At 70.0% G+C, this 23,056-nt stretch carries 22 protein-coding genes; 13 read left to right on the top strand and 9 right to left on the bottom strand.

The window, feature by feature from the left end:
- The first annotated feature begins 51 nt into the window (after positions 1–51).
- Positions 52–786: an AfsR/SARP family transcriptional regulator gene (locus tag LWF15_RS25410; protein WP_232813445.1), complete on the top strand. Its 735-nt coding sequence runs from the start codon at positions 52–54 to the stop codon at positions 784–786.
- Here the strand turns inward: LWF15_RS25410 and LWF15_RS25415 are convergent.
- From LWF15_RS25415 to LWF15_RS25430, 4 genes are all read right to left on the bottom strand, one after another.
- A complete protein-coding gene (locus LWF15_RS25415) occupies positions 783–1,001 on the bottom strand; it encodes a hypothetical protein (RefSeq protein ID WP_232813446.1) in 219 nt (72 codons plus the stop codon). The genes LWF15_RS25410 and LWF15_RS25415 overlap by 4 nt on opposite strands.
- Positions 988–2,370, bottom strand: a complete 1,383-nt coding sequence (locus LWF15_RS25420) for an Nramp family divalent metal transporter (RefSeq protein WP_232813447.1) — start codon at positions 2,368–2,370, stop codon at positions 988–990. Before LWF15_RS25420 ends, LWF15_RS25415 begins: the two co-directional genes overlap by 14 nt.
- A gap of 68 nt (positions 2,371–2,438) precedes the next feature.
- Positions 2,439–3,374 (bottom strand): manganese catalase family protein, encoded by a 936-nt coding sequence (locus LWF15_RS25425; protein ID WP_232813448.1) that lies wholly within the window; start codon positions 3,372–3,374, stop codon positions 2,439–2,441.
- Positions 3,375–3,581: 207 nt separating this feature from the next.
- A complete protein-coding gene (locus tag LWF15_RS25430; protein ID WP_232813449.1) occupies positions 3,582–3,893 on the bottom strand; it encodes a hypothetical protein in 312 nt (103 codons plus the stop codon).
- Between the two features lie 212 nt (positions 3,894–4,105).
- On the opposite strand from LWF15_RS25430, the gene LWF15_RS25435 reads away from it, so the two are divergent.
- A complete protein-coding gene (locus tag LWF15_RS25435; protein WP_232813450.1) occupies positions 4,106–5,497 on the top strand; it encodes a bifunctional glycosyltransferase family 2/GtrA family protein in 1,392 nt (463 codons plus the stop codon).
- Positions 5,498–5,596: 99 nt separating this feature from the next.
- Entirely contained in the window at positions 5,597–6,382 is a 786-nt protein-coding gene (locus LWF15_RS25440; RefSeq protein ID WP_232813451.1) for a hypothetical protein, read from the top strand.
- 761 nt (positions 6,383–7,143) lie between these two features.
- Here the strand turns inward: LWF15_RS25440 and LWF15_RS25445 are convergent.
- From LWF15_RS25445 to LWF15_RS25460, 4 genes are all read right to left on the bottom strand, one after another.
- Positions 7,144–7,368 (bottom strand): EF-hand domain-containing protein, encoded by a 225-nt coding sequence (locus LWF15_RS25445; protein WP_232813452.1) that lies wholly within the window; start codon positions 7,366–7,368, stop codon positions 7,144–7,146.
- A gap of 230 nt (positions 7,369–7,598) precedes the next feature.
- On the bottom strand, positions 7,599–8,303 hold the full coding sequence (locus LWF15_RS25450; RefSeq protein ID WP_232813453.1) for an SIMPL domain-containing protein: 705 nt from the start codon (positions 8,301–8,303) through the stop codon (positions 7,599–7,601).
- Positions 8,300–8,752 (bottom strand): SRPBCC family protein, encoded by a 453-nt coding sequence (locus tag LWF15_RS25455; protein WP_232813454.1) that lies wholly within the window; start codon positions 8,750–8,752, stop codon positions 8,300–8,302. Before LWF15_RS25455 ends, LWF15_RS25450 begins: the two co-directional genes overlap by 4 nt.
- An 80-nt stretch (positions 8,753–8,832) precedes the next feature.
- Positions 8,833–9,762, bottom strand: coding sequence for an AraC family transcriptional regulator (locus LWF15_RS25460; RefSeq protein WP_232813455.1), 930 nt, complete (start codon positions 9,760–9,762; stop codon positions 8,833–8,835).
- 429 nt (positions 9,763–10,191) lie between these two features.
- On the opposite strand from LWF15_RS25460, the gene LWF15_RS25465 reads away from it, so the two are divergent.
- From LWF15_RS25465 to LWF15_RS25475, 3 genes are all read left to right on the top strand, one after another.
- Positions 10,192–12,666: an HNH endonuclease signature motif containing protein gene (locus LWF15_RS25465; protein WP_232813456.1), complete on the top strand. Its 2,475-nt coding sequence runs from the start codon at positions 10,192–10,194 to the stop codon at positions 12,664–12,666.
- A 90-nt stretch (positions 12,667–12,756) separates the two neighbouring features.
- Positions 12,757–13,251, top strand: coding sequence for an anthrone oxygenase family protein (locus tag LWF15_RS25470; protein ID WP_232813457.1), 495 nt, complete (start codon positions 12,757–12,759; stop codon positions 13,249–13,251).
- A gap of 270 nt (positions 13,252–13,521) precedes the next feature.
- The gene (locus tag LWF15_RS25475; protein WP_232813458.1) at positions 13,522–14,376 is read left to right on the top strand and encodes an SDR family oxidoreductase; all 855 of its coding nucleotides are present in this window, start codon (positions 13,522–13,524) and stop codon (positions 14,374–14,376) included.
- Between the two features lie 3 nt (positions 14,377–14,379).
- Here the strand turns inward: LWF15_RS25475 and LWF15_RS25480 are convergent, their stop codons facing one another.
- A complete protein-coding gene (locus LWF15_RS25480) occupies positions 14,380–14,739 on the bottom strand; it encodes a winged helix-turn-helix transcriptional regulator (protein WP_232813497.1) in 360 nt (119 codons plus the stop codon).
- Between the two features lie 142 nt (positions 14,740–14,881).
- Here LWF15_RS25480 and LWF15_RS25485 point away from each other — a divergent pair, with 142 nt between their 5' ends.
- The 7 genes from LWF15_RS25485 to LWF15_RS25515 all read left to right on the top strand — a co-directional run bounded on the left by LWF15_RS25485 (position 14,882) and on the right by LWF15_RS25515 (position 23,034).
- Positions 14,882–15,736, top strand: a complete 855-nt coding sequence (locus LWF15_RS25485; RefSeq protein ID WP_232813459.1) for an SDR family oxidoreductase — start codon at positions 14,882–14,884, stop codon at positions 15,734–15,736.
- A 226-nt stretch (positions 15,737–15,962) separates the two neighbouring features.
- On the top strand, positions 15,963–17,132 hold the full coding sequence (locus tag LWF15_RS25490; RefSeq protein ID WP_232813460.1) for an ROK family protein: 1,170 nt from the start codon (positions 15,963–15,965) through the stop codon (positions 17,130–17,132).
- Between the two features lie 143 nt (positions 17,133–17,275).
- Positions 17,276–18,559 carry an extracellular solute-binding protein gene (locus tag LWF15_RS25495; protein ID WP_232813461.1) on the top strand — a complete coding sequence of 428 codons (1,284 nt, stop codon included), beginning with the start codon at positions 17,276–17,278 and terminating at the stop codon, positions 18,557–18,559.
- A 5-nt stretch (positions 18,560–18,564) separates the two neighbouring features.
- Positions 18,565–19,518 carry a carbohydrate ABC transporter permease gene (locus LWF15_RS25500; protein ID WP_232813462.1) on the top strand — a complete coding sequence of 318 codons (954 nt, stop codon included), beginning with the start codon at positions 18,565–18,567 and terminating at the stop codon, positions 19,516–19,518.
- Complete coding sequence (locus LWF15_RS25505) at positions 19,515–20,420, top strand: carbohydrate ABC transporter permease (RefSeq protein WP_232813463.1); 906 nt, start codon at positions 19,515–19,517, stop codon at positions 20,418–20,420. The genes LWF15_RS25500 and LWF15_RS25505 overlap by 4 nt, the downstream gene beginning before the upstream one ends.
- Positions 20,417–21,961, top strand: coding sequence for a glycoside hydrolase family 3 N-terminal domain-containing protein (locus LWF15_RS25510; protein ID WP_232813464.1), 1,545 nt, complete (start codon positions 20,417–20,419; stop codon positions 21,959–21,961). The genes LWF15_RS25505 and LWF15_RS25510 overlap by 4 nt, the downstream gene beginning before the upstream one ends.
- The gene (locus LWF15_RS25515) at positions 21,958–23,034 is read left to right on the top strand and encodes an ROK family protein (protein ID WP_232813465.1); all 1,077 of its coding nucleotides are present in this window, start codon (positions 21,958–21,960) and stop codon (positions 23,032–23,034) included. Before LWF15_RS25510 ends, LWF15_RS25515 begins: the two co-directional genes overlap by 4 nt.
- The last annotated feature ends 22 nt before the right edge of the window (positions 23,035–23,056 follow it).

Below are 23,056 nucleotides of genomic sequence, written 5' to 3' on the forward strand. Positions count from 1 at the left end.
GTTGCGGGTGCAAACTGTCGCCCCTTCAGCCCGCAACACATCCGGGATGACATGTTTCCCACCTCTGCCTCCGCAGCCGCGGTTGCCGGGTCCGGCCCGATCCGGTTGCGTCTGATCGGCGACTTCGACGTGCTCGCCGGTTCACAGGCCCTGCCGGTGCGCCGGTGCGGCCAGAAGCTGCTCGCCTTCCTGGCCATCACCCGGGGTTCGGTGGGAAGACCGACCCTGGCCGGCACCCTCTGGCCGGAGAGCCCGGGAGCTCGGGCCGCCGCCAATCTGCGTGCCTCGATCAGCCGGCTGCCCCGGCCCGGCGGCCGTCAACTGGTCCGCAGCAACGGCAGCCGGCTCGCCCTCGCCGAAGACGTCCGGGTCGACCTGCACGAGGCCTCGGACCTGATCACCAGCCCCGACGCCCAGCGGGATCCGCCGCCGGAGAACTGGTACGCCGATCTGCTGCCGTTCTGGGAAGAGGACTGGGTGCTGCTGGAGCGCGAGCGGTTCCGGCAGTCCCGTCTGCACGCCCTCGAGCACAGCAGCCAACAGCTGCGGGAACAGCGCCGTTTCGGTGAGGCCCTGCAGGCCGCACTGCGCGCCCTGGCCGGAGAACCGTTGCGGGAGAGCGCTCATCGGCTGGTTATCGAGGCCCACCTGGCCGAGGGCAACGCCGCCGAGGCGCTCCGGCAGTACCACCAGTACCGGGCGCTGCTGCGCACCGAGCTGGGGATCGCGCCCTCCGGCGAGATCCGCCAGCTGGTCCGCCCCCTGCTGGAGCGCCCGGAAGACTAGGGTCCGGTCAGCCAGCGCTCCACCTCGGCACAGATCGCCTGCACCCCCTGGGCGACCACCACGCGTTCGTCCGAGACCAGCCGGGCCCGCGGGCCTCCGGCTTCCGGCCAGACCCGCAGAACCAGTACTCGGCCCGCCTGTTCCTCAGAGGTGGGTTCCCCTGCCCCCGGCGCCCGGGAACCCACCTCGGCGGAACAAGCCCTACAGACCGCCATCACCGGCCACGGTCGAGACGATCAGCCACACGTTCAGTGCCACGATCAGCGCCATCACCATCGACGCGCACACGGTGGTGCGCGTCCGGTTGACGTAGTCGCCCATCACCGACCGACGGGCGGTGAACCAGACCAGCGGCCCCAGCGTGAACGGGATACCGAACGAGAGCACCACCTGGCTGAGCACCAAGGCGGTGCCGGTGTCGGTGCCACTGCCCAGCAGCCACAGCGCCGGCAGCATGGTGATCGCCCGCCGCAGCGCCGAAGGTATGCGGCGGGAAAGGTATCCGGCCATCACCACATCGCCCGCGCAGGTACCCACCGCCGCAGAAGAAAGCCCGGAAGACAGCAGAGCGACGGCGAACACCATCGCGGCCGTACCCCCGGCAACGATCCCGAGCGCGGCGTGCGCGTCTTCCAGCCCGACAATGTCGGTTCCGGTGCCGTGCAGCAGAGCCGCCGCGGCCACCATCATCGACAGATTGACCAGACCGGCGATCCCCAGCGCGGTCAGCACGTCGAAACGCTGGGCCCGCAGCAACTGAAGACGACCGGGGCCACTTTCTCCCGCCCTCTCCTGCCCCAGTTGCGCGGTCATCGAGGAGTGGATGTACACCGCGTGCGGCATCACCGTCGCCCCGATGATCCCGCTGGCCAGCAGCAGGCTCTCGGTGCCCTCGAGACGCGGCACCAGACCGGCCGTGAAGGCGCCGGCGTCCGGCCCGGCCAGCAGCACCTGGTAGGCGAAGGCCAGCACGACCACGGCCAGGAAGGCCACGATCGCGATCTCGAACGGGCGCCGGCCCCGGCGCCGCAGGGCCAGGACGGCGAACGAGACCACCGCGGTGATCCCTCCGGCCGCCAGCGGCTCGATACCGAAGAGCAGGTGCAGGGCCACCGCGGCCCCGACGAACTCGGCCAGGTCGGTGGCCATCGCCACCAGTTCGGCCTGGCCCCAGAGGAACCAGCGGGCCGGGCCGCGGGTGCGCTCCCCGCACAGCTGGGCCAGGTCGCGGCCGGTGGCCAGGCCGAGCTTGGCCGAGAGGTACTGCACCAGCATGGCCATCACGTTGGCCAGGACGACCACCCAGATCAGGGTGTAGCCGAAGGTCGCGCCGCCGCTGATGTTGGTGGCGAAGTTCCCCGGGTCGATGTAGGCGATCGATGCGACGAACGCCGGGCCGAGCAGCGGAAGCATCCGCTTGCTGGGCAGTTTCACCCGCGGCGGCGGCTTGGGCTCGGCGGTGCGCAGGTCCACGACCGGGTGGTGCGGGCTCGGGTCCGGCCCGGACCGGGGGGCGTAGAGACTGGGGTGGAGATCGGCCGTGAGCACCGGCGGGCCGGCATCACGGTCGGGGCGGATCAGCATCGGACCTCCGGGGATCTGGAAACGCCGGTGGGGCCCCGCCAGTCACTGGCGGGGCCCTGGCCCGGATGTCAGCTGCTCTTGGGGTGAGTACCGGGCTCCGCCCCGGTCAGCGCCTCCTTGGCCTTGTCGAGCAGGCCGCCGCCCCCGGTGGAGGGAGCCGTGCCCCCGGCCACCTCACGGCTGCCTTCGCCGGTGGTGGCGTACAGCAGCGGGTCGGCCGCGGGGACGCCCGGGTTCGGGCCCAGCGGCTGCGGGTCCTGCAGGTAGGTGAACTCGCTGCGGCCGTCCGGGGTGGTCGCGGGCAGCGCGGCCGGGCCCTCGGTGCCGTCGGACAGGCCCCACACCTCGTAGCTGTGCTCGGTGTACTCGGTGTCCAGGCCGAACTTGATCGGCACCGGCAGGTCCTCCAGCCCGTCCTCCTTCAGCCGCTCGATCGCGGCCAGCCACTGGTTCTGGTGCGCGGTGTCCCGGGCCAGGTTGAACCGGAGCATGTCGCGCACCCCCTTGTCCTCGGTCATGTTGTAGAGGCGGGCGGTCTGCAGCCGGCCCTGCATCTCGGCGGCAGCGTTGGCGTGGAAGTCGGCGAGCAGGTTGCCGCTGGCCACGATGTACTTGCCGTTCCAGGGGTAACCGGCGCTGTCGGCCGGCAGCGCCCCGCCGCCCCCCACGATCGCGTGCTGCGGGTTCTGCCCGCCGAGCACCGCGGCGAGCGCCGGGTTGGCCGCGGCCGCCGCCGAGATCTGCTCCGCCGGAGCGCCTTCCAGCAACCGGGCGATCATGATCGAGATCATCTCGACGTGACCGAGCTCCTCGGTCGCGGTGTCCAGGATCAGGTCCTTGTACTTGCCCGGGATCCGGGTGTTCCAGCCCTGGAACAGGTACTGCATGGCCACCGTCAGCTCGCCGTAGGCGCCACCGATCAGCTCCTGCAGCTTCATCGCGTACAGCGGGTCCGGCTGGTCGGGCGTGCAGTTGTACTGGGTCTGCTGCGTGTGCCTGAACATCGGGTGAAGCCTCCAAAGCCGTTGGCGATCGGTGAGCTTCACTCTGGTCCAGGCCCCGTTGCGCGACTGTGCGCCCGAACGTCTCCGATCGCGTCCCCACAGCGCGACAACAACGCGACAACAACGCGACCACAGCGCTACCGCCGCGTGACAGAAGCGTCTCCACGGGCGTCCCCAAAAGCGGTCACCGCACCGGAAAGGCCCTTCTCACCAGCGTTTCTTCACCTCGCCGGAGACGGTGTGCGGCGGCAGCACCACGTCGTCGGCCAGATCGGGCAGGTCGATCTCGCGGGTGACGTCGGTGGCCGCGATCCAGTCGGTGCGCAGCCCGGCCCCGATCTCCGGTTCCCAGGTGATCTCCACGGCGTCCCGGGTCCAGGCCGTGGCGGTGGCCGGGACCGTGCGGTTGATCCCGTGGTGCCAGCGGATCAGGGCCACGACGGGCAGGCCCTCTCCGCGTTCGCGACGGAAGACTGCACCGTGCGGCGTGGCACGACGAATCCGAGGGACGCTGGGCATGGCCTTCTCCAATTACGACATCACCGACATTACGACCCCGACCCGGACTCCACGGTAGCTGATCTCGAACACATGTTCGAGTGCCCTACGGGGGCGGTCCGGCGGGTTCACCCGAACGGCGGACGACTACCGGCAGTGACCCGGAACCCCTCACAGCAGACCCTCAGTCGAGGTGCATCCACGTGCCAGCGACGGCCGCCAGGGTTGCCACCATGACGGCGATCCCCACGTCCTCCCAGACCGGCCACCTCGACCAGCAGATCGACTCCCCTCACCGGCAGGGCGACGACTCCTGGCAACCGCACGACTCCCGGCAACTGCCTGTGCCCGCCCTGGACGTCGTCGTGCCCGTCTACAACGAGGAGGCCGGCCTCGGACCCTGCGTCGAACGGCTGCACGCCTACCTGTCCGGCAGCTTCCCCTACCGGTTCCGCATCACCATCGCCGACAACGCCAGCGTCGACCGCACTTTCGCGATCGCCTCCCAGCTCGCCGCCCGCTACCCCGAGGTCGAGGTGGTGCACCTGGAGCAGAAGGGCCGCGGCCGGGCCCTGCGCGCGGTCTGGTCGGCCTCGGACGCCGTCGTCCTGGCCTACATGGACGTCGACCTCTCCACCGACCTCACCGCCCTGCTCCCCCTGGTCGCCCCGCTGCTGTCCGGGCACTCGGAACTCGCCATCGGCAGCCGGCTGGCCCGGGGCTCGCGGGTGGTCCGGGGCACCCGCCGGGAACTGATCTCACGCTGCTACAACCTGATCCTGCGGGGCACCCTGGCCGCCGGGTTCTCCGACGCCCAGTGCGGTTTCAAGGCGATCCGGGGCGACGTCGCCCAGCGCCTGCTGCCCCTGGTGGAGGACACCGGCTGGTTCTTCGACACCGAACTGCTGGTCCTGGCCGAGCGCAGCGGCCTGCGCATCCACGAGGTCCCGGTCGACTGGGTGGACGACCCCGACACCTCCGTCGACATCGTCGCCACGGCGATGGCCGACCTGCGCGGCGTCGTCCGGGTGGGCAAGGCCCTCACCACCGGCCGGCTCCCCCTCGCCGGGATCCGGGCCGAACTGGGTCTCAAGCCGATTGAGGACGCCGGTGAGCCTCAGGTGCCGATCGGCACCTTCGGGAGCCCGGCGGCCGGGGCGACGACGGCCATCTCGCCCACCGGCCGCACCGTCGACCCGGACGGCGTGCCCCCGGGCCTGACCGGGCAGCTCATCCGCTTCGCCACCGTCGGCCTGGTCAGCACCGTGGCCTACGTGATCCTGTACGCCCTGCTGCGGTACGGGCTCGGCGCCCAGGCCGCGAACCTGGTGGCCCTGCTGGTGACCACGATCGGCAACACCGCCGCCAACCGCAGCCTGACGTTCGGCGTGCACGGCCCGCACCGCTGGTGGCGCCACCAGTTCCAGGGACTCGCCGTCTTCGCCCTCACCCTGGCCCTGACCAGCGGCTCGCTCACCCTGCTGGACTCCGCCACCGGCACCGCGCACCACCTGGTCGAGGTCACCGTCCTGGTCCTGGCCAGCCTGCTCGCCACCACCCTGCGCTTCACCCTGTTGCGCAGCTGGGTGTTCCAGGCCCACCGGCGGCATCCCGGGCACCGCTGAGTCGGCACCGATCACCCAGCGTCGAGATTTTGGCACTTGCCCGGTCCTGCCCGTTACCGTGATCGGTTGTGATCGTTGGAACGATAAGGAGCCGGACCCTTGGGTGAGCGGGACCTCGAGCAGGCAAGAACCCTGGAGGAGCGCTTCGCCGAGCTCGCCGAGACGGGTGACACACAGGGCGCTCTGGCGGCCATCGACGAGGCCGTGAACCTGCGCCGCGCGCACGGCACGCCCGACAGCGCCTCCCGCAACGCCCTGGCGAACGCGCTCTACAGCCGCAGCCTGGTGCTGGCGGCCACCGGCTCGGGCGAGGCCGCGCTGGCCGCGATCACCGAGGCCACCCAGCTGTGGCGCCAGGTGACCGAGGAGGACCAGGCGGTCGGCATGCCCAACCTAGGGCTGGCCCTGACCGCGATGTCGGACCAGTACGCCGCCGCCGGCGACGACGTGGCCGCGCTGAAGGCGGTCGACGAGGCGGTGAAGATCTACACGCTGCTGCAGACCGTGGTGCCGGAACAGGCCATGCTCCCCACCGCCACGGCCCTCAGCGGGGTGGCCACCATCCGCTTCCGCACCGGCGACCAGGAGGGCGGCCTGGCTGCGATGGGCGAGGCCGCGCGGATCGTGCGCCAGCTGGCCGCGCAGAACCCGCAGCAGTACCGCGAGCCGCTCGCCGTGGCCCTGAACAACCTGGCCACCCTGCAGGTCCGGGCCGGGGCGCTACAGCCCGCGGTGGGCTCCCTGGAAGAGGTGGCCACCATCGTCAGCACCCTGGCCGACACCGACCCGGACACCTACAAGCCGGTCCTGGACACCGTCCTGACCAACCTGGAGAAAGCCCGGGCCCAGGCAGCCGAGGCACCCCAGGCAGCCCAGCCGGCATAGACAACACAGGCAGCCCAGCCAGCCCGGACGACCCCCCGTCGCCTGACCGCAGCCCGTCTCTGCCGAGGTCTTCCCGGCCGTTCCTGGAGTTTCCCCGACCGGGCAACTCCAGGAACGCCGGGTCACCCGGGCACAAAGACTCCGGGCCCGAACGACAGACCCCAGCGAGCTCGTGAGCGAGGGACCTCCGCCACCTCGCACCGCGAAAAGGTCTCAGCCATCTCACACGCGACCGGCCCCAACGACCTCCGCGCGGCAGATCCCAGCGACCTCACACGCGGCAGACCCCAGCCACCTCCGCGTGACGGATCCCAGCCACCTCGCACGCGGCAGGCCTAAGCCACCCCGTACGCGACCGGCCCCAACGACCTCGTACGCGACCAGCCTCAGCCACCCCGTAGGCGACCGGCCCCAACGACCTCGTACGCGACCAGCCTCAGCCACCTCGCGCGCAACCGGCCCCAGCCACCTCGCGCGCAACCGGCCCCAGCCACCTCACACGCGACAGGACCCCAAGGACCTCCACGCGACCGGCCTCAGCCACCCCTCACGTGACAGATCCCGGCAACCTCACACGCGGCACACCTCAGCCACATCGCACGCAACCGGCCCAGCCACCTCGCACGCAACCGGCCCCAGCCACCTCGCGCGCAACAGATCCCAGCGACCTCACACGCGACCAGCCTCAGCCACCCCGCACGCGCCCGGCCCCAACGACCTCGTACGCGACCGGCCTCAACCACCACCCACGCGAAAAGGTCTCAGCGAGGCGCGTTCTGACTGAGGTAATCGGCCAGCTCGGGCAGCGACACCAGCCCGTCGCCGTCTGCGTCGATCGCCGCGAGCGCAGCCACCGCGGCCTCGTCGGTCACCTCGGCCGCGCCCAGCGCCACCATCAGGTTCTTCAGCTCGGCGGCCGAGATCAGCCCGTCGGAGTCGACGTCGATCAGGTCGAAAGTGGCCTGGTACTCGTTGATCTCGCTCATCGTCAGATCCCGTCCGTGGTCCGAAGCCGGTGCGCCCCGACAGCGACGCCCGGCGAACGTACCGCGCCGACGCATGATCCGCTAGCGCATGACCTGCCAGCACCCGATCCGACACCCCCACGAAGCGGCCGGCACCCGAGGCCCCATCTGAGCGGCCAGAGCCAGCCCGCGCACCCCACCCACCACAACGTCCACCCGTTCGTTCCCGCGAACGTGCCCACCCCCGTCCTTTATTGGCTCGAATCACCCTCCAGCACGAACGAAACCGTAACCATCCCCTCAACGCGTACCGGTTCTGTACTGCTCAGGTCGAGCTGCGGCCGATCCCCCGCCTCACCCTTGGCCCGGGCCGCGAACGACTGGCGAACGCCCATCGGATGCACACCACCGGAGCCCGGATCGCTCACCCCGACCACCGGGCCGAGCCGCAGACCCAGCGCCGCCGCATAGTCTTTCGCGGCCTCCCGGGCCTCGGCGATCGCCTTCACCCGGGCCTCGCGGCGCAGCTCGCGCAGGTTGCTCACCTCCCACTCCAGATGATCCACCCCGAGCCGCTCGGTCTCCAGCACCCGCTCGGTCAGCCTGGGCAGCAGGTCCAGATCGGTGACCGTGACCACGATCTGACTCCAGACCTGGTGCCGGGAGCGCTTTTCCTGCTCCCTGCCGCCGTCCCAGGAAGACACCGAGCCCACCGTGTAGGTGCAGCCCAGCTCGTCGAGCAGGCTTCGGGCCCCGGCCAGGGCGTGGGCGAACGCATCGGTCGCCGCCTTCTCCGAAGGTCCGGCCACCTGCACCCGCAGATGCAGACGGGCGCGGTCGGGCATCGCCTCGGCGTAGGCCGAGCCGGTGACGGTGGCCACCGCCTCCCGCCCAGGGCCGGACAGCCGGCCTTGGCCGGGGTCGGACAACTGGCCTTGGCCGGGGCCGGAGCTCACGGCGCGTCCTGCGCGATCTGCTGCTGCAGCCGGTCGAGCTTCTCGCCGTAGATGCGCTTCAGGCCACCGGGGGCGAAAGTACGCTCGAAGAAGCCCTTCACACCGCCCGCCCCCTGCCAGGTGATCTTCACCGTTACCCGGCTGCCGCTCGGGGCGGCCGCCACGTCCCACAGCACCCGCAGCGTGGACCGGGTGTCGGACTCCAGCAACTGCTGCCCGGCCGGCGGCTCGGTGACCACGGCTTCGACGTGCCGCACCCGCTTCTTCGTGGCGTGCAGGTCGTAGGTGACGTGGGTGCCCTCGCCGGTACCCCCGGCCGTGACCTCGTAACCGGTGAACTGCTCCGGCAGGATCTTCGGCCGCATGATCGTGTAGTCGGCCAGGGCGTCGAAAGTGACATCGGGCGGGGCCACGACCTCGCGCTCCAGAACGACCAGGATCTCACTCACCACTGTGTCCCATCTGCAGGAAGAACAAAGCCACACGATCTGGGCTTCTTTCTTCACCCTATGCCCTGGGTACGACAGTCTCAGGCGGACACCCGGTACTCGCTGGGACTCATCCCCCGCACTCGTTTGAACGCCGCGCTGAGCGCGAACGGCGTGCTGTACCCGACCTGCCGGGCCACCGCACTCAACGTCATGTCCGGCGAGCGCAGCAGGTCGGCCGCCAGGTCGAGCCGCCAGCTGGTCAGGAACGTCATCGGCGGCTCACCCACCAGTTCGCGGAACCGCCGGGCCAGCCCGGCCCGCGAGACCCCGACCTCGGCGGCCAGCGAGTCCACCGTCCACGGGCGGGCCACCTCGTCCTGCATGAGCCGCAGCGCCGGTCCCACCACCGGATCGCCGTAGGCCAGGTACCACCCCGGCGCAGCCCCGTCGGCCCGGGCGAACCAGGCCCGCAGCGCACTGATCAGGGTGAGGTCGAGCAGCCGGTCGAGCATCGCGCTCTGCCCCGGCTCGTCCTTCACGATCTCCTCGTTCAGCAGCGCGGGCAACGGGCTGCCCCACTCCTCGCCGGTGAGCACGATCAGCTCAGGCAGGGCGTCCAGCAGCCGGCGACTGGTCTCACCGGGCAGCTGGTAGGAACCGGTGACGATCACCGTCTCGCCGTTCGGGTCGTTGCCCCAGCTGCGGGTGCCGAGAGTGGAGATCAGCACCGGCAGCCCGTCGGGCGTGACACACACCTGCCCCGGAAGGACGATCGCCTGAGGCGGGGTGGCCGGATCGTCGGCGACCACGTACGGCCGCGGCCCCTTGAACAGGGAGACGTCACCCGGCCCGAGCCACCGCACTCCCCCTTCGGCCGGCATCACGCAGCCCCGGCCGGAGACCACCGAGCAGAGTGTCAGTGCGGCCTCGTCGGCGATCTTCATCGACCAGGGCGCGGTCAGGGTGGAGCGCAGCAGGAACGCCTCGCGGGCCCGAGGCCCGTCGAGCAGTGCCGACATCCCGTCCATGGTGATCAACTGTAAATCACTCCACCCCGAGCTGAGCTGGGGTTTCGACCGCCGGATCCGGGCTTGGGCGGTTTTGTCGGTGGTCGGGCCTAGTCTGGTTGCTGTCGCGATGGGGGTCGCGAAAAGTAATTGAGGACGGGGGTGTTGGGCATGGGTGCGCTGGCTGAAGGACGCGTCGGGGCTGGGTCGCCAGGGCCGGTCAGGGAAGTCTTCGAGTGGCTGCTGCAGGAGCTGGACGCGCTCGGCGGCGTGAACTGCCCGACCAGCCCGAGCGGCCCGAGCGGCCCGAGCGGTGCGACCAGCGCAGGTGGCCCGAGCAGCCCGAGCGGCGCGAGCGGTGCAGGCGGCGTGACCAGCACGGACGGAGTAGGCGGCGCAGCAGGCCCAAGCGGTACGGCGAGCGGAACCAGTACGGCAGACCCGAGCGGTGTGACCAGCCTGACCGACCCGGCCAGCCTGACCAGCCTGAGCGGTACAACCGGCCCGAGCGGCACAGCATCCGGGGCGGCGTACGCCTGGCACCGTGCAGTGGTGGCCCGCGAACTGGTGATCCGGCAGTTGCAGGCTGCTCAGCTGCACGCCCTGACTCAGGCCGTCAAGGTGGTGCCCCCAGCCCGACGCCGAGGTGCCGAATCCCCCGATCCTCTTGACGCAGAACAGAATTCGGCCTGGTCGATCTCGTCGCAGAAACTGGTTGCCTCACGCCTGGCGCCCGAGTTCACCTGTCACCCCCGTTCCATGGCGGCCGAGATCGCCGTCGCGGTCGGGCTCACCCAGGATCTGCCGCGCATCATGTCCCTGCTGGACCAGGGGCGCCTGGACCTGCGCCGTGCCTCTCTTATTACCCGCAAGCTGCACGAGGCCTGTGACGAACTTCCGGATCTGGAACCAGGAGACGAGTCCTGGCTCCTGCTCGAAGCACTGCTGGCCGGTCAGGCTCCCGGGCTGACCTACGGGCAGCTGGAGCGGCTGATCGAGCAACTGCTGCTCCAGCTCGAGCCGGACGGTGGCGCCGCTCGCCACACCGAGGCCCTGCGCGGCCGGCACGTAGATATAGAGGCCCGACCAGACGGCATGGCTCTGGTCACGGCACTGATCTCGGCCGAGACAGGCCAGTTGCTGGACGGTTTCCTCGACGCAGCAGCCGATGCGGCTCGCGACCAGGCCGAGGCCGACGGCGTGCCCGACGGTCGCACCCATGCACAGCGGCGGGCCGATGTGCTGGCTGCCCTCGTACAGGCCCTGTCCGAGGGGGTGGACATTCCGCTGGTGCCTGACCCCCGCAACGAGGTCCGTGACGACCCTTGCGAGGACCCTGGCAGCGAAGACGAGTCCAGCGGCGAACGCGTCAACAGCGAACGCGATCGCGCACACAGCGACGGCGAAGACAGGGACGGCGAAGACAGCGACCGCGGAAACAGCGACCGCGGAAACAGCGACCGCGGAAACAGCGACCGCGCACACAGCGACCGCGGAAACAGCGACCGCGGCGACCAGCACAGCGAAGAACGCGACAGCGCAGAAGGCGACAGCAGCTCTGAGTCCTCCACCGGCCCGAATGCGCACCGCTCGAGCGGGACCAACGCTGACGCATCTGCGAAGCAGCAGACAGAGCAAACCTCGAACCGAAAGACCACCGAAGACGATCCCGCCGCTTCCTCCGCCCCGACTTCAGACTCCCCCCACCGCCGGCCCGAAGAGCAGCAGGATGCTGACGAGGTCCGTAGACAGGAAAGTTTCACCAGGTTGGGCTTTCCACCGGTGCCGTCGGGCCTGGTTCCGGCCTGGTGGCGTCTTCGAGATCTGCCGCGCTCCGGAAGACGTGGCCCTCACCTGGTAGTGACGATCACCGACACCACGCTGCTGGGCCTCGACAACATCCCGGGTCTGCTGCAGGGCCATGGCGTCATCACGGCTGAGCAAGCCCGCCGACTCGCTGTGGCACCGGGGCAAGTGACCCTCATGGTCCTGCCCGGCGCCTGCACGCATGATCACGCAGGCACGGCCGTTGGCAATGCCGACAGCGACGTGGCCACTGACCAAGACCCCGGCGCATCCCCAGGCACTGAACCCGCCTGCCCCATAGGTCTCGACCACAACCAGGCACAGGTTGATCGATACCGCCCCGGCCGCACCCTGTTCAACCAGGTCACCGCCCGCTATCCCGTGTGCACCTTCCCCGGCTGCACAACCCCGGCCAGCAGGTGTGATCTGGACCATCTCAAGCCTTTTCAGCAGGGCGGCCTGTCCTGCGCCTGCAATCTTCATCCGGCTTGCCGTGGCCATCATCGCCTCAAGACCTTCGCCGAATGGCACGCTCGCCTGGCTCGGCCGGAAGATCTCTGTCCGCCCGGCACGATCATCTGGACCACCCCGGACGGCGCCGAGCACAGCAGTCCACCACCGCGTCTGCCTGGCATGCCGGGGTGGTGCCTGCCCACTCGCGCCCCCTCGTTGCCTGACGCAGACGGGACGTTCTCGCGGACCGACCTGATGTCCTCGGTCGAGCGCACTGCCCACCGCACCCGCAGCTGGCTGCGGCAACTGCAGTGGCAGGCCGACCAGAAGGACCGGTACCGGCGAGCCGCAGCCAGGCAGGCCAAGCAAGCCGCTCAAGCCCTCCAAGCCGCCGAGACAGCCAAGACAGCCAAGACAGCCAAGACAGCCAAGACAGCGCAGGCCGCCACAGGTCCCCACGCCACGCAGACCCGAACCACCCAAGCCACCACAAGTGCCCAACCCACCCAAGCCGACACAGCCACGCAGACCCTGCAGGCCGCCACAGCCGCACAGGCCGTCCCGACCACGCCAGCCGCCGCGAGACCAGCGTTGGCCCGACCACCCCACGCTCCTTGGGGTGAGCCGACCGGAACCTACCCCGAATACGGTGAACCCCCCTTCTGACCGGCCGGCGACGAGTGGCTTGGACGCATGCGTATGCACCTGCGCCGATCAAGGATGGGAAGTTTCCAGCAACCCGGGCTCAATGGACTCATGAACGAATTGAGCCGCACCTCAGAGCTTGTCGTCGTGTTCACCGCAGTCGGCTGCGGCCTGGTCGCCGGTGTCCTGTTCGCCTTCTCCGGCTTCGTGATGGCCGGGCTGAACCGGGTGGCACCGGGCCAGGCGGTCGCGGCCATGCAGGGGATCAACGTCACCGCGCTGCGCCCACCCCTGATGATCGCCGTCTTCGCCACGGGGGCGGGCGCTGTGGCGGTCGCCGTGATCGCGCTGCGCAGCACGGAAGGGTCGCTCCGGGCACTGCTCCTGGCCGGGGCCGCGTTGTACCTGCTGGGCGGCGTGGGTGTGACCGGCGCTTTCAACGTGCCGATGAACAACGCCCTGGACGCCCTGAACCCCAGCAGCGCCGACATCGCCCAGCACTGGCAGCACTACCTGACCCGCTGGACTGCCTGGAACCACGTGCGCACCGCCGCCTGCCTGACCGCCGCCCTCAGCCTGACGCTCGGCCTCACAAAGGCCGCCTGACCAAAGCCCGACCAAAGCCCGACCAAAGCCCGACGAAGGCCCCACCTGAGCCTGACGAAGGCCCGTCCAAAGCCTGACGAAGGGCCCGACCAGAGCCTGACGAAGGCCCGTCCAAAGCCTGGCGAAGGCCCGACCAGAGCCCGACGAAGGCCCGACTCGAGCCCGACGAAGGCCCGACCAGAACCCCATGAAGGCCTGACTTTCCGGCTCAGCAGAACTCGTCCCCACTCCCGCCCCACCCGCGAGCAACCATCCCGAAAGGAAATACCCATGTCCATCGTCATCACCGGCGCCACCGGCAAACTCGGCCGGCTCGCACTCCCGGCCTTGCTGAAAAAGGGCATTCCCGCCCATGAAATCGTAGCCGGAGGGCGAAACCTGGAGCTGCTCAGGCAGTTCGCCGAGCAGGGCGTCCATCTGAAGGTGATCGACTACGACCGGCCTGAGACCCTGACCGCAGCCTTCACCGGCGCCGAACGGGTGCTGTTCATCTCCGGCACCGACATCGGCCAGCGGGTCCGGCAGCACCAGAACGTGATCGACGCGGCCCGTGCCGCCGGCGTGGAGCTGATCGCCTACACCAGCGTCGCCCACTGCGACCGCACCACGGTGCGACTGGCCGACGAGGACAAGCCGACCGAGCTCGCACTGAAAACCTCTGGCATCCCCTCGGTTCTGCTCCGCCACGCGTGGTACACCGAGAACTACACCGACCAGATCCCAACTGCACTCGAACAAGGGACGATCGTGGGCTCGGCGGGCGCGGGCCGCGTGAGCGCGGCCACCCGGGCCGACCTGGCCGAGGCCGACATCGCGGCGCTGCTCGGCGCCCAGGGCGGCGAGATCTACGAGATGGGCGGGGACGAGGCGTTCACTCTCACGGAACTGGCGGCCGAGGTGAGCCGGCAGTCGGGCAAAGACATTGCCTACGCTGACCTTCCGACCGGCGAATACCGCGAGCTGCTGAACAGCTTCGGGATCCCGGCTCCGATGGACGGGCTGCTGGCCGACGCCGACCGGGGCGTACGCGACGGCGAGATGCTGGTCGAGGCCGGTGACCTCTCCCGCCTGCTGGGCCGCCCCACCACCTCGCTCGCCGAGGCCGTGAGAACCGCCCTGAGCTGAGCCTCAGTCGCGAGCCAGCATTGTGTCGGCGTTGTTCGCAGCCCAGACCAGCAAGGGCTGCAACAACGCCACCAGTTCTTGGCCCAGCGGGGTGAGGCTGTACTCCACGTGCGGCGGGATCACCGGACGGGCGTGGCGCACCACGAGACCGTCGGCCTCGAACGTCTTCAAGGTCTGGGCCAGCATCTTCTCGCTGATGCCCTGCACCGCCCGGCGCAGCTCACCCCAGCGCAGCGTGCGCCCGTCCAGGGCGATCACCACCAGCACACCCCACTTGCTGGTCACGTGGTCGAGCACCACCCGACTGGGACAGTCCTGCGCGAGGGCGCCGCCGGCGAAGATCTGCTTGAGCCCGACCGTCATCTGCTTCACCCCATCACGCTGGATACTTTCCAGCCGGACAGTACCTTACCTGAAAGTGGGTACTTTCGACTGGGAAGTCTCCTGGCCAGGCTGGCCTTGACCATCAGGCAAGCAGACCGCAGCACCACCGGAAGGAACTCCCATGACCATCGTCGTCACCGCCGCCACCGGCCAGCTCGGCCGTCTCGCCCTCGAGGCCCTGCTCCGCAAGGGCGTCCCGGCCGGGGAGATCGTGGCCGGCGGACGGGACCTGTCCAAGCTCGCCGACCTGGCCGACACCGGTATCCAGCTCAAGGTGATCGACTACGACCGGCCGGACACCCTGGCCGAGGCCTTCCGGGGCGCCGACAAGGTGCTCTTCATCTCGGCCAGCGAGCCCGGCCGCCGCATCCCGCAGCACAAGAACGTGATCGACGCCGCCAAGGCCGCGAACGTGGGCCTGATCGCCTACACCAGCATCGCCAACGCCGGCACCACCACCATGAAGCTGGCCTCCGACCACCTGGCCACCGAGGCCGCACTCAAGGCCTCGGGCCTGCCCGTGGTGCTGCTGCGCCACGGCTGGTACCTGGAGGTCTACACCGCACAGATCCCCGGCTACCTCGAGCGCGGCTCGATCGCGGGCGCCGCCGGTGGCGGCCGGGTCAGCGGGGCGAGCCGGGCCGACCTGGCCGAGGCCGACGTCGAGGCGCTGCTGAACGCCGAGGGGGGCGAGGTCTACGAGATGGGTGGCGACGAGTCGTTCACACTGTCCGAGCTGGCCGCCGAGATCAGCCGTCAGTCCGGCCGTGAGGTGGCCTACAACGACCTGCCCACCGACGAGTTCCGGCAGGTGCTGAGCAGCATCGGCCTGCCCGCCCCGTTGGACGAGATCCTGGCCGACTGCGACCGCGGCATCCGCGACGGTGAACTGCACGTGGGCACCGGCGACCTGTCCCGTCTGCTCGGTCGGCCCACCCGTTCGCTGGAAGAAGCCGTGAAGGCCGCCCTGGCCTGATCCGAGCCCCAGCACCAGCCCCAGCACCAGGCAGGAGCCGAGCGGCCCGCGACCAGACGGTCGCGGGCCGCAGGCATATCCTCGGACACAACCCGAGAACAAGACCCGAGAACAAGACCAGCGGACACGACCAGCGAACACGGTCAGCGGACACGACCGGGGAACAAGACCAGAACCAGGCGCTTCAGGCCTTGACGGCGTTTTATAAAGACGCTTCACTAAAAAAATGCCAGCCACCCCCGGGAGGGCCCTCCGCCCGACCACCAAGGTCATGCCTGGCCAGGCCCGCGTCTACAACCGGTCCCTGGTCCTGCAGTCGCTGTACAGCGACGGCCCGCAGAGCCGGGCCGACCTGGCGCGGGTCACGTCCCTCACCCCGGTGACGATCGGCGCCCTGGTCAGCGAGCTGATCACGGAAGGGCTGGCGGTCGAGCTGGGCACCCGGGCCGGCACCGCCCGGGTCGGGAAACCGGCCACGCTGGTGGGTTTCGAGCCCGCAGCGGCGCACATCGTCAGCCTCGACCTCTCCCCCGACGTGTTCTTCCGCGGCGCGGTGCTCGACCTGGCCGGCAACATCCTGGTCACCCGCCAGGTGCCGCGCGAGGGCCGCACCGGCGAGGCGGCGGCCACCGCCGTCACCGAACTGGCCCGCGAACTCACCGAACTGGCCGAGCGCCCGGTGCTCGGCATCGGGGTCGGCAGCCCCGGCGTGGTGGACCATCACGGCACCGTGGTCAGCGCCCCCAACCTCGGCTGGGCGGGCATGCCCCTGGCCGAGGTGCTCAGCAAGGCCCTGGAACGGCCGGTGCACGTGGCCAACGACGCGAACGCCGCCGCCCTGGCCGAACACAGCTTCGGCGCCTCCGAGACCGAGGCTGCGACTGGAACCAACGAGAACAACCGGGCCAGTGGCGTTCTCGTCCTCACGGTGGGGATGGGTGTGGGCGCCGGGATCCTGCTCGACGGGGCTCTGGTGCGCGGCGACCGGTTCGCCGCCGGTGAGATCGGGCACCTGATCGTCGAAGAGCCCGGGCTGCCCTGCGCCTGCGGCCGCTCCGGCTGCCTGGAGCGCCTGCTGTCGGTCACCCATCTCCGCGAAAGACTCGCCGGTCTGCCCGATCCCGAGAAGCAGGAGGTGCTGGCTCAGGCCGGGACCAGCCTCGGGATCGCGCTCGCCCCGGTGATCAGCACGCTCGACCTCGGCGAGGTCGTGCTCACCGGCCCGCCGGACCTGCTCGGCGGCGCTCTCCTCGATGCGGCCCGCACGGCGATCCGGCGGCGCGTGCTGCCGGTGGTCGGGCAGGCCCTCGAGATCCGGTTGTCCACGCTCCACGAGAACAGCATCCTGCTCGGCTCGGCCGTCCTCGTTCTGTCCGGCGAACTCGGCGTCTCCTAGAGATCAGGCACTCCGAAAGACCGCTCCAGCCGAAAAACCCGAACCAGCCGCAAGAACCGAACCAGCACCGAAACGGAACGGCACGAAGCCGTTCCGTAGATCCCGCACACCCATTTTCGCTCTCGTTCCAACGGAGGAACCCCGTGAAGATCCGTGCTCTGGCCGCGGTGGGCATCGCCACCGCCCTCGCCCTGTCCGCCTGTGGTGGGGACAGCGACGACACGTCCGGCGGCAGCAACGAAGGCGAGGCCAAGACCGGCACCGTCCGGCTGTGGCTGAACGGCGAGGACACCCCGCAGGAGCTGGTCGACTACGCCAAGGCCGAGTTCGAGAAGGCGAACCCCGGCTCCAAGCTGGAGTTCGAGCGGCAGCAGTGGACCGGCATCGTGGAGAAGCTGACCACCTCGCTGTCCAGCAGCGACAGCCCGGACGTGGTGGAGCTGGGCAACACCCAGGCGCAGGCCTTCGAGGCCGCCGGCGCGCTGTACGACATCTCCGACAAGAAGGCCGAGCTCGGCGGCGACGACCTGGTGCAGAGCCTGGTCGAGTCGGGCAGCTACGACGGCAAGTTCTACGGCGTGCCCTACTACGGCGGCGCCCGGATCGTGGTCTACCGCAAGGACCTGTTCGAGAAGGCCGGCCTGGAGATCCCCACCTCCACCCAGGAGTTCGTGGACGCCGGGATCAAGCTCAAGCAGGAGAACGCCGCCGAGGCCGACTTCTCCGGGATCTACTACCCGGGCAAGTACTGGTACGCCGCACTGCCCTTCATCTGGGACGAGGGTGGCGACATCGCGGTCAAGGAGGGCGACGCGTGGGTGGGCAAGCTGTCCAGCCCGCAGTCGGTGGCCGGCCTGACCACGGTCAAGAAGATCATGGACGAGGCGTCCGCGGCGCCCAAGGACGCCGACGAGGCCAAGGACTACCTGGACTTCTGCAAGGGCAAGATCGGCATGCTGATGGGCCCGGGCTGGAAGGTCGGCCAGATCCTGAACGAGGACGACGGCTGCCCCAAGATGGAGAAGAACATCGGCGCGTTCGCCCTGCCGGGCAAGGCGCCGGGCACCACCGCCCCGGCCTTCCTGGGTGGCTCCAACCTGGCCATCTCGGCCAAGTCGGCGAACCCGGAGCTCGCCTACAGCCTGCTCAAGATCATGGCCAGTGAGGGCTACCAGACCAAGCTGGCCGACCTCGGCCTGCTGCCGGTGAAGAAGTCGCTGCTGGGTCAGGTCACCGGCGACGAGGCCGCGGAGGCCCAGGCCAAGGCGGCCGAGAACACCCGCTTCACCCCGGCCAGCGAGAACTGGGCCGGTGTCGAGGCCGGTTCCGTGCTGCCGGACATGCTGGTCGCGATCGCCCAGGGCAAGGACGTGGCCGCCGAGGCCAAGACCGCCGACGAAGCCATCGCCTCGGCCCTGAACCAGTAAGCACCATGACCACTCTCCCCCCGATGACCCCGGCACAGGCCGAAAAGCCTGTGCCGGGGGCACCCCCCAAGAAGCTGGCCGTACGAGCTCTGCCCTACGGCCTGCTGCTGCCGGCCACCCTGGTGCTGGTTCTGGTGCTGGGTTACCCGTTCGGCCGGCTGTTCGTGCTGTCGATGCAGAAGTTCGGCCTCAAGCAGCAGTTCGGCGCCCCGCCGGACTGGGTCGGCCTGGACAACTACACCGGCATCTTCAAGGATCAGCAGTTCTGGGTGGTGCTCGCCCGGACCATCGGATTCTGCGCCACCGCAGTCGTTCTCACCATGGTGCTGGGCATGCTGGTGGCCCTGCTCACCCGCCGGGTGGGCCGGGTGCTGCGGATGGCCCTGATCGTCTCGCTGCTGTTCGCCTGGGCCATGCCCCCGCTGTCGGCCACGGTGGTCTGGCAGTGGCTCTTCGACACCCGCTACGGTCTGGTCAACTGGCTGCTCTCGCAGTTCGGCGGCGACTTCCACGGCCATTCCTGGCTGAGCAACCCCTGGTCGTTCTTCGGCGTCGCGCTGATCATCGTGGTCTGGATGGGCATCCCGTTCGTCGCCTTCACCCTCTACGCCGGCCTGACCCAGGTGCCCGGTGAGGTGCTGGAGGCCGCGGAGCTCGACGGCGCCGGGGTCTGGCAGCGCTTCCGCTACGTGATCCTGCCCTTCCTGCGCCCGGTGATCCTGATCCTCACCGCCCTGTCGGTGCTCTGGGACCTGCGCGTGTTCACCCAGTTCTACGTGCTGCAGAAGGCCGGCGGCATCGCCCGCGACACCAATGTGCTCGGGGTGTACGCGTACCGGCTGGCCTTCGGCGAGAACAAGTTCGACGTGGGCGCCGCCGTGGCCGTGGTGATGCTCCTGATCACTCTGCTGTTCACCGTGTTCTACCTGCGCCAGATCACCCGTCAGGAGGAGCTGTGAGCCTCACCAGCCCACCCAAGGTGAGCCGGCCGCCCGAGGCGGCACCGACGTCCGTCGTTCGAGCCAACAAGCGCCGGCGCAAGCCCGGAGACCTGGCCGCCAACCTCGCCGCCGTCGTCGTGGTCCTGGTCGCCATGTTCCCGGTGTACTGGATGATCAACACCTCGTTCCAGCGCGGTGTGGACATCCAGAGCGACACCCCGAACTTCCTGCCCTGGAACGCGACCCTGGGCAACTACCGCAAGGCGTTCGACCAGGGTGACTTCGTCAGCGCCCTGCGCAACAGCCTGACCGTCACGCTGATCACCGTGGTCGTGGCGATCGTGTTCGCTCTGCTGGCGGCCGTGGCGGTGAGCCGCTTCCGGTTCCGCGGCCGCACCAGCTTCATCGTGGCCGTGCTGGTGGTGCAGATGATCCCGGCCGAGGCCATGGTGATCTCGCTGTTCAAGGTGCTGGACGGCTGGCAGCTGGTGAACACCGTGTTCGGCCTGACCCTGGTGTACCTGGTGGTGGTGCTGCCGTTCACGATCTGGACGCTGCGCGGGTTCGTCGCCGGGGTGCCGCTGGAGCTGGAGGAGGCGGCCATGGTCGACGGCTGCAGTCGCTTCCAGGCCTTCACCAAGGTCACGTTCCCGCTGATGGCGCCGGGGCTGGTGGCCACCGGCACGTTCGCCTTCATCCAGGCCTGGAACGAGTTCACCTTCGCCCTGGTGCTGATGAACAAGCCGGAGAACCAGACCCTGCCGGTGTGGCTGCAGACGTTCAACGAGGGCGCCAAGGGCACCGACTGGGGCGGCGTGATGGCCGGTTCGACGCTGATGGCGATTCCGGTCATCGTGTTCTTCATGATCGTGCAGGGACGGATGACCGAGGGGCTCGTGGCAGGGGCGGTCAAGGGATGAGCAGCACCGAAGAACAGGTCGTACGACAGGCCCACCGCGTCCTCATGCCGTCGTTCCACGGCACCACGCTGCCGGGGTGGATGCAGGAGAGGATCGCCCAGGGCCTGGGCTCGGTGTGCCTGTTCGGGACCAACCTGACCGGTTCCGACGATCAGGCCCGGCACCTGGTGCAGGAGATCCACAAGAGTTCTCCGGACGGCTGTCTGGTCACCCTGGACGAGGAGGGCGGGGACGTGACCCGCCTGGACGCTCGCAGCGGCAGCCGTACGGCCGGGCACGCGGTGCTCGGAGCGGTGAACGACGTGGCGCTCACCCGGGCGGTCGGCGCCGGTATCGGTAAACGCTTGCGGGACATCGGGATCGGCCTGGATCTGGGACCGGTGGCCGACGTCAACTGCGAGCCCGACAACCCGGTGATCGGGGTGCGCAGCTTCGGGGCGACTCCGGAGCTGGCGGGACGGCACGTGGTCGCCTTCGCTTCCGGGCTGCACTCGGCCGGGGTCGCCTCGTGCATCAAGCACTTCCCGGGACACGGTGCCACGGTGGAGGATTCGCACCTGTCGATGCCCCGGCTGGACATCGACGAAGAGACGGCACGTAAGCGCGAACTGGCCCCCTTCGCGACGGCGGTGGCCGCCGGGGTGCCCGCGGTGATGACGTCGCACGTGGTGCTGGCCGCGGTCGATCCGGTGAACCCGGCCACGACGAGTCCCGCGGTTCTCGGGATCCTTCGTGAAGACATGGGTTTCGAAGGGGTGATCGTCACCGACGCCCTCGACATGGTGGGCGTGGCCCGGCCCTACGGGGGCACCGGGCGGGCGGCGGTGGCGGCCCTGGCGGCCGGAGCCGACCTGCTGTGCATCGGCCCCGAGCGCGAGCCCGGCCAGATGGAACCCATCGTGAGCTGGATCGTGGACGACATCGTGGCCGCGGTCGCGGACGGCCGGCTTCCGGCCGAACGGCTCGCGGACGCGGCCGGACGGGTGGATGCCCTGGTCAGGGCGGTGCAGTCGGGTTCTCTGGCGCCTGAACCGCCGATTGAGGACGCTCGTGGGCCTGTCTCCGGGAACGGAGACTCGGGTGGGGGCGGGTACCAGGACGGGGAGGCCGACCTGGAGGCCGCTCGCAGAGCCCTGTTCCTGCGCGCTCCGGACGAACTTCCGGTGCTGAAACACGCTCTGCTACTTGAGTTTCACGTCACGCCGGGAATCGCCGCGGGTGAGGTACCGTGGACGCTGCCGCTCGAGGGAGCGGTGAAGCGTTCTCTGTCCCCGGCCGACGATCTGGAGTCGGTCCTGGCCGAGGCGGAGGGCAGGCCCCTGGTCGCACTGGTGCGGGATGCTCATCGGCACACGTGGGTGGCAGACCGGTTGGCGCGGATCGCCGGGGCACGCCCGGATCTGGTCACGGTCGAGACCGGGTGGCCGGTCGTGAATGCTGAGGGTGAACCCACCGGGTTGCCCGGCGCGGTGGCGGTATGGACGTACGGAGGATCATCGGTGAGTCTGCGAGCAGCCGCGGAAAGGCTTGGCCCACGGTGATCGAACGCAAGTTGCTGGCCGGGCTCGACATCGGCGGTTCCAAGGTGCTGGCCGTCGCGGTCGACACCGGGACCCCGGACGGGCGGGCCCGGGTGGTCGAGTCGGTCCGGCTGAACACCGGCCTGGGCCCCGAGGGGGTGGTCGACACCGCCGCCCGGGCGCTCACCGCGCTGGCCCGCAAGCTGGCCGCCCGGTTCGACGGCCGGCTCGACGCCGACCCCGACGGCCGCCTCGACAACGGTGCTCCGGCCCTGCCGCGGCAGCTGTTCAGCGGCGTCGGCATCGGTATCCCCGGGCTGGTCGACGCGGCCCGTGGTCGCATCACCCACGCGGTCAACCTGGGCGTGGGCCCCGGCGGGCTGGCCCTGGCCGAGCTCCTGGGCCGGCGGCTCGACCTGCCCGTGGTGGTCGAGAACGACGTCAACGCGGCGGCCCTGGGCGCGGCCTCGCACCTGCGGCTGGGCCGGGTGGACATGGCCTACCTCAGCATCGGCACCGGCATCGCGGCGGGCATCGTGCTCAACGGCGAACTGCGCCGCGGGCCGCACAACGCGGCCGGCGAGATCGGGCACATCCCGGTCGACTCGGCCGGCCCGCTGTGCAGCTGCGGTCAGCGCGGCTGCCTGGAGTCGGTGGCCTCGGGCAGCGCCATCGCCGCCCGCTGGAGCACCCGCGAGGGCAGCGACCTGCCCTCCGGACAGGACCTGTTCGACGCGGCCGCCGCCGGTGACCTGGCGGCGCGGGCGCTGCGCGACGAGGTGGCCGACTCGCTGGCCGCCGGGGTGCGCATGCTGGCCCTCACGGTCGATGTCGACCTGATCGTGCTGGGTGGCGGCGTGGCCGAGATCGGTGAGCCGCTGCGGCACGCCGTGGCCAAGGCCCTCGACCGGCAGGCGGCCGGATCGGACTTCCTGCGGGGTCTCGACCTGGCCGCCCGGCTCACCGTGGTGCCGCGTGACCAGCCGGTCGCGGCGATCGGCGCCGCCCTGCTGGCGATCGACCCGCCGCTGTCGCAGATCGACCCCGACGCAGAGCTGGTGCCGGGTGTGCTCGCCGGGGACCTTCCCGCATGAACAGCCCGGCGGTAGCGCGGGT

The sequence above is a fragment of the Kineosporia rhizophila genome (assembly GCF_021277265.1).
Lineage (GTDB): Bacteria > Actinomycetota > Actinomycetes > Actinomycetales > Kineosporiaceae > Kineosporia > Kineosporia rhizophila.

Bases quoted from the DNA above. Each gene is read 5' to 3' on its own strand.
- LWF15_RS25410 (WP_232813445.1), top strand. From the start codon at position 52: ATGTTTCCCACCTCTGCCTCCGCAGCCGCGGTTGCCGGGTCCGGCCCG.
- LWF15_RS25415 (WP_232813446.1), bottom strand. From the start codon at position 1,001: ATGGCGGTCTGTAGGGCTTGTTCCGCCGAGGTGGGTTCCCGGGCGCCG.
- LWF15_RS25420 (WP_232813447.1), bottom strand. From the start codon at position 2,370: ATGCTGATCCGCCCCGACCGTGATGCCGGCCCGCCGGTGCTCACGGCC.
- LWF15_RS25425 (WP_232813448.1), bottom strand. From the start codon at position 3,374: ATGTTCAGGCACACGCAGCAGACCCAGTACAACTGCACGCCCGACCAG.
- LWF15_RS25430 (WP_232813449.1), bottom strand. From the start codon at position 3,893: ATGCCCAGCGTCCCTCGGATTCGTCGTGCCACGCCGCACGGTGCAGTC.
- LWF15_RS25435 (WP_232813450.1), top strand. From the start codon at position 4,106: ATGACGGCGATCCCCACGTCCTCCCAGACCGGCCACCTCGACCAGCAG.
- LWF15_RS25445 (WP_232813452.1), bottom strand. From the start codon at position 7,368: ATGAGCGAGATCAACGAGTACCAGGCCACTTTCGACCTGATCGACGTC.
- LWF15_RS25460 (WP_232813455.1), bottom strand. From the start codon at position 9,762: ATGGACGGGATGTCGGCACTGCTCGACGGGCCTCGGGCCCGCGAGGCG.
- LWF15_RS25470 (WP_232813457.1), top strand. From the start codon at position 12,757: ATGAACGAATTGAGCCGCACCTCAGAGCTTGTCGTCGTGTTCACCGCA.
- LWF15_RS25475 (WP_232813458.1), top strand. From the start codon at position 13,522: ATGTCCATCGTCATCACCGGCGCCACCGGCAAACTCGGCCGGCTCGCA.
- LWF15_RS25480 (WP_232813497.1), bottom strand. From the start codon at position 14,739: ATGACGGTCGGGCTCAAGCAGATCTTCGCCGGCGGCGCCCTCGCGCAG.
- LWF15_RS25485 (WP_232813459.1), top strand. From the start codon at position 14,882: ATGACCATCGTCGTCACCGCCGCCACCGGCCAGCTCGGCCGTCTCGCC.
- LWF15_RS25490 (WP_232813460.1), top strand. From the start codon at position 15,963: ATGCCAGCCACCCCCGGGAGGGCCCTCCGCCCGACCACCAAGGTCATG.
- LWF15_RS25500 (WP_232813462.1), top strand. From the start codon at position 18,565: ATGACCACTCTCCCCCCGATGACCCCGGCACAGGCCGAAAAGCCTGTG.
- LWF15_RS25510 (WP_232813464.1), top strand. From the start codon at position 20,417: ATGAGCAGCACCGAAGAACAGGTCGTACGACAGGCCCACCGCGTCCTC.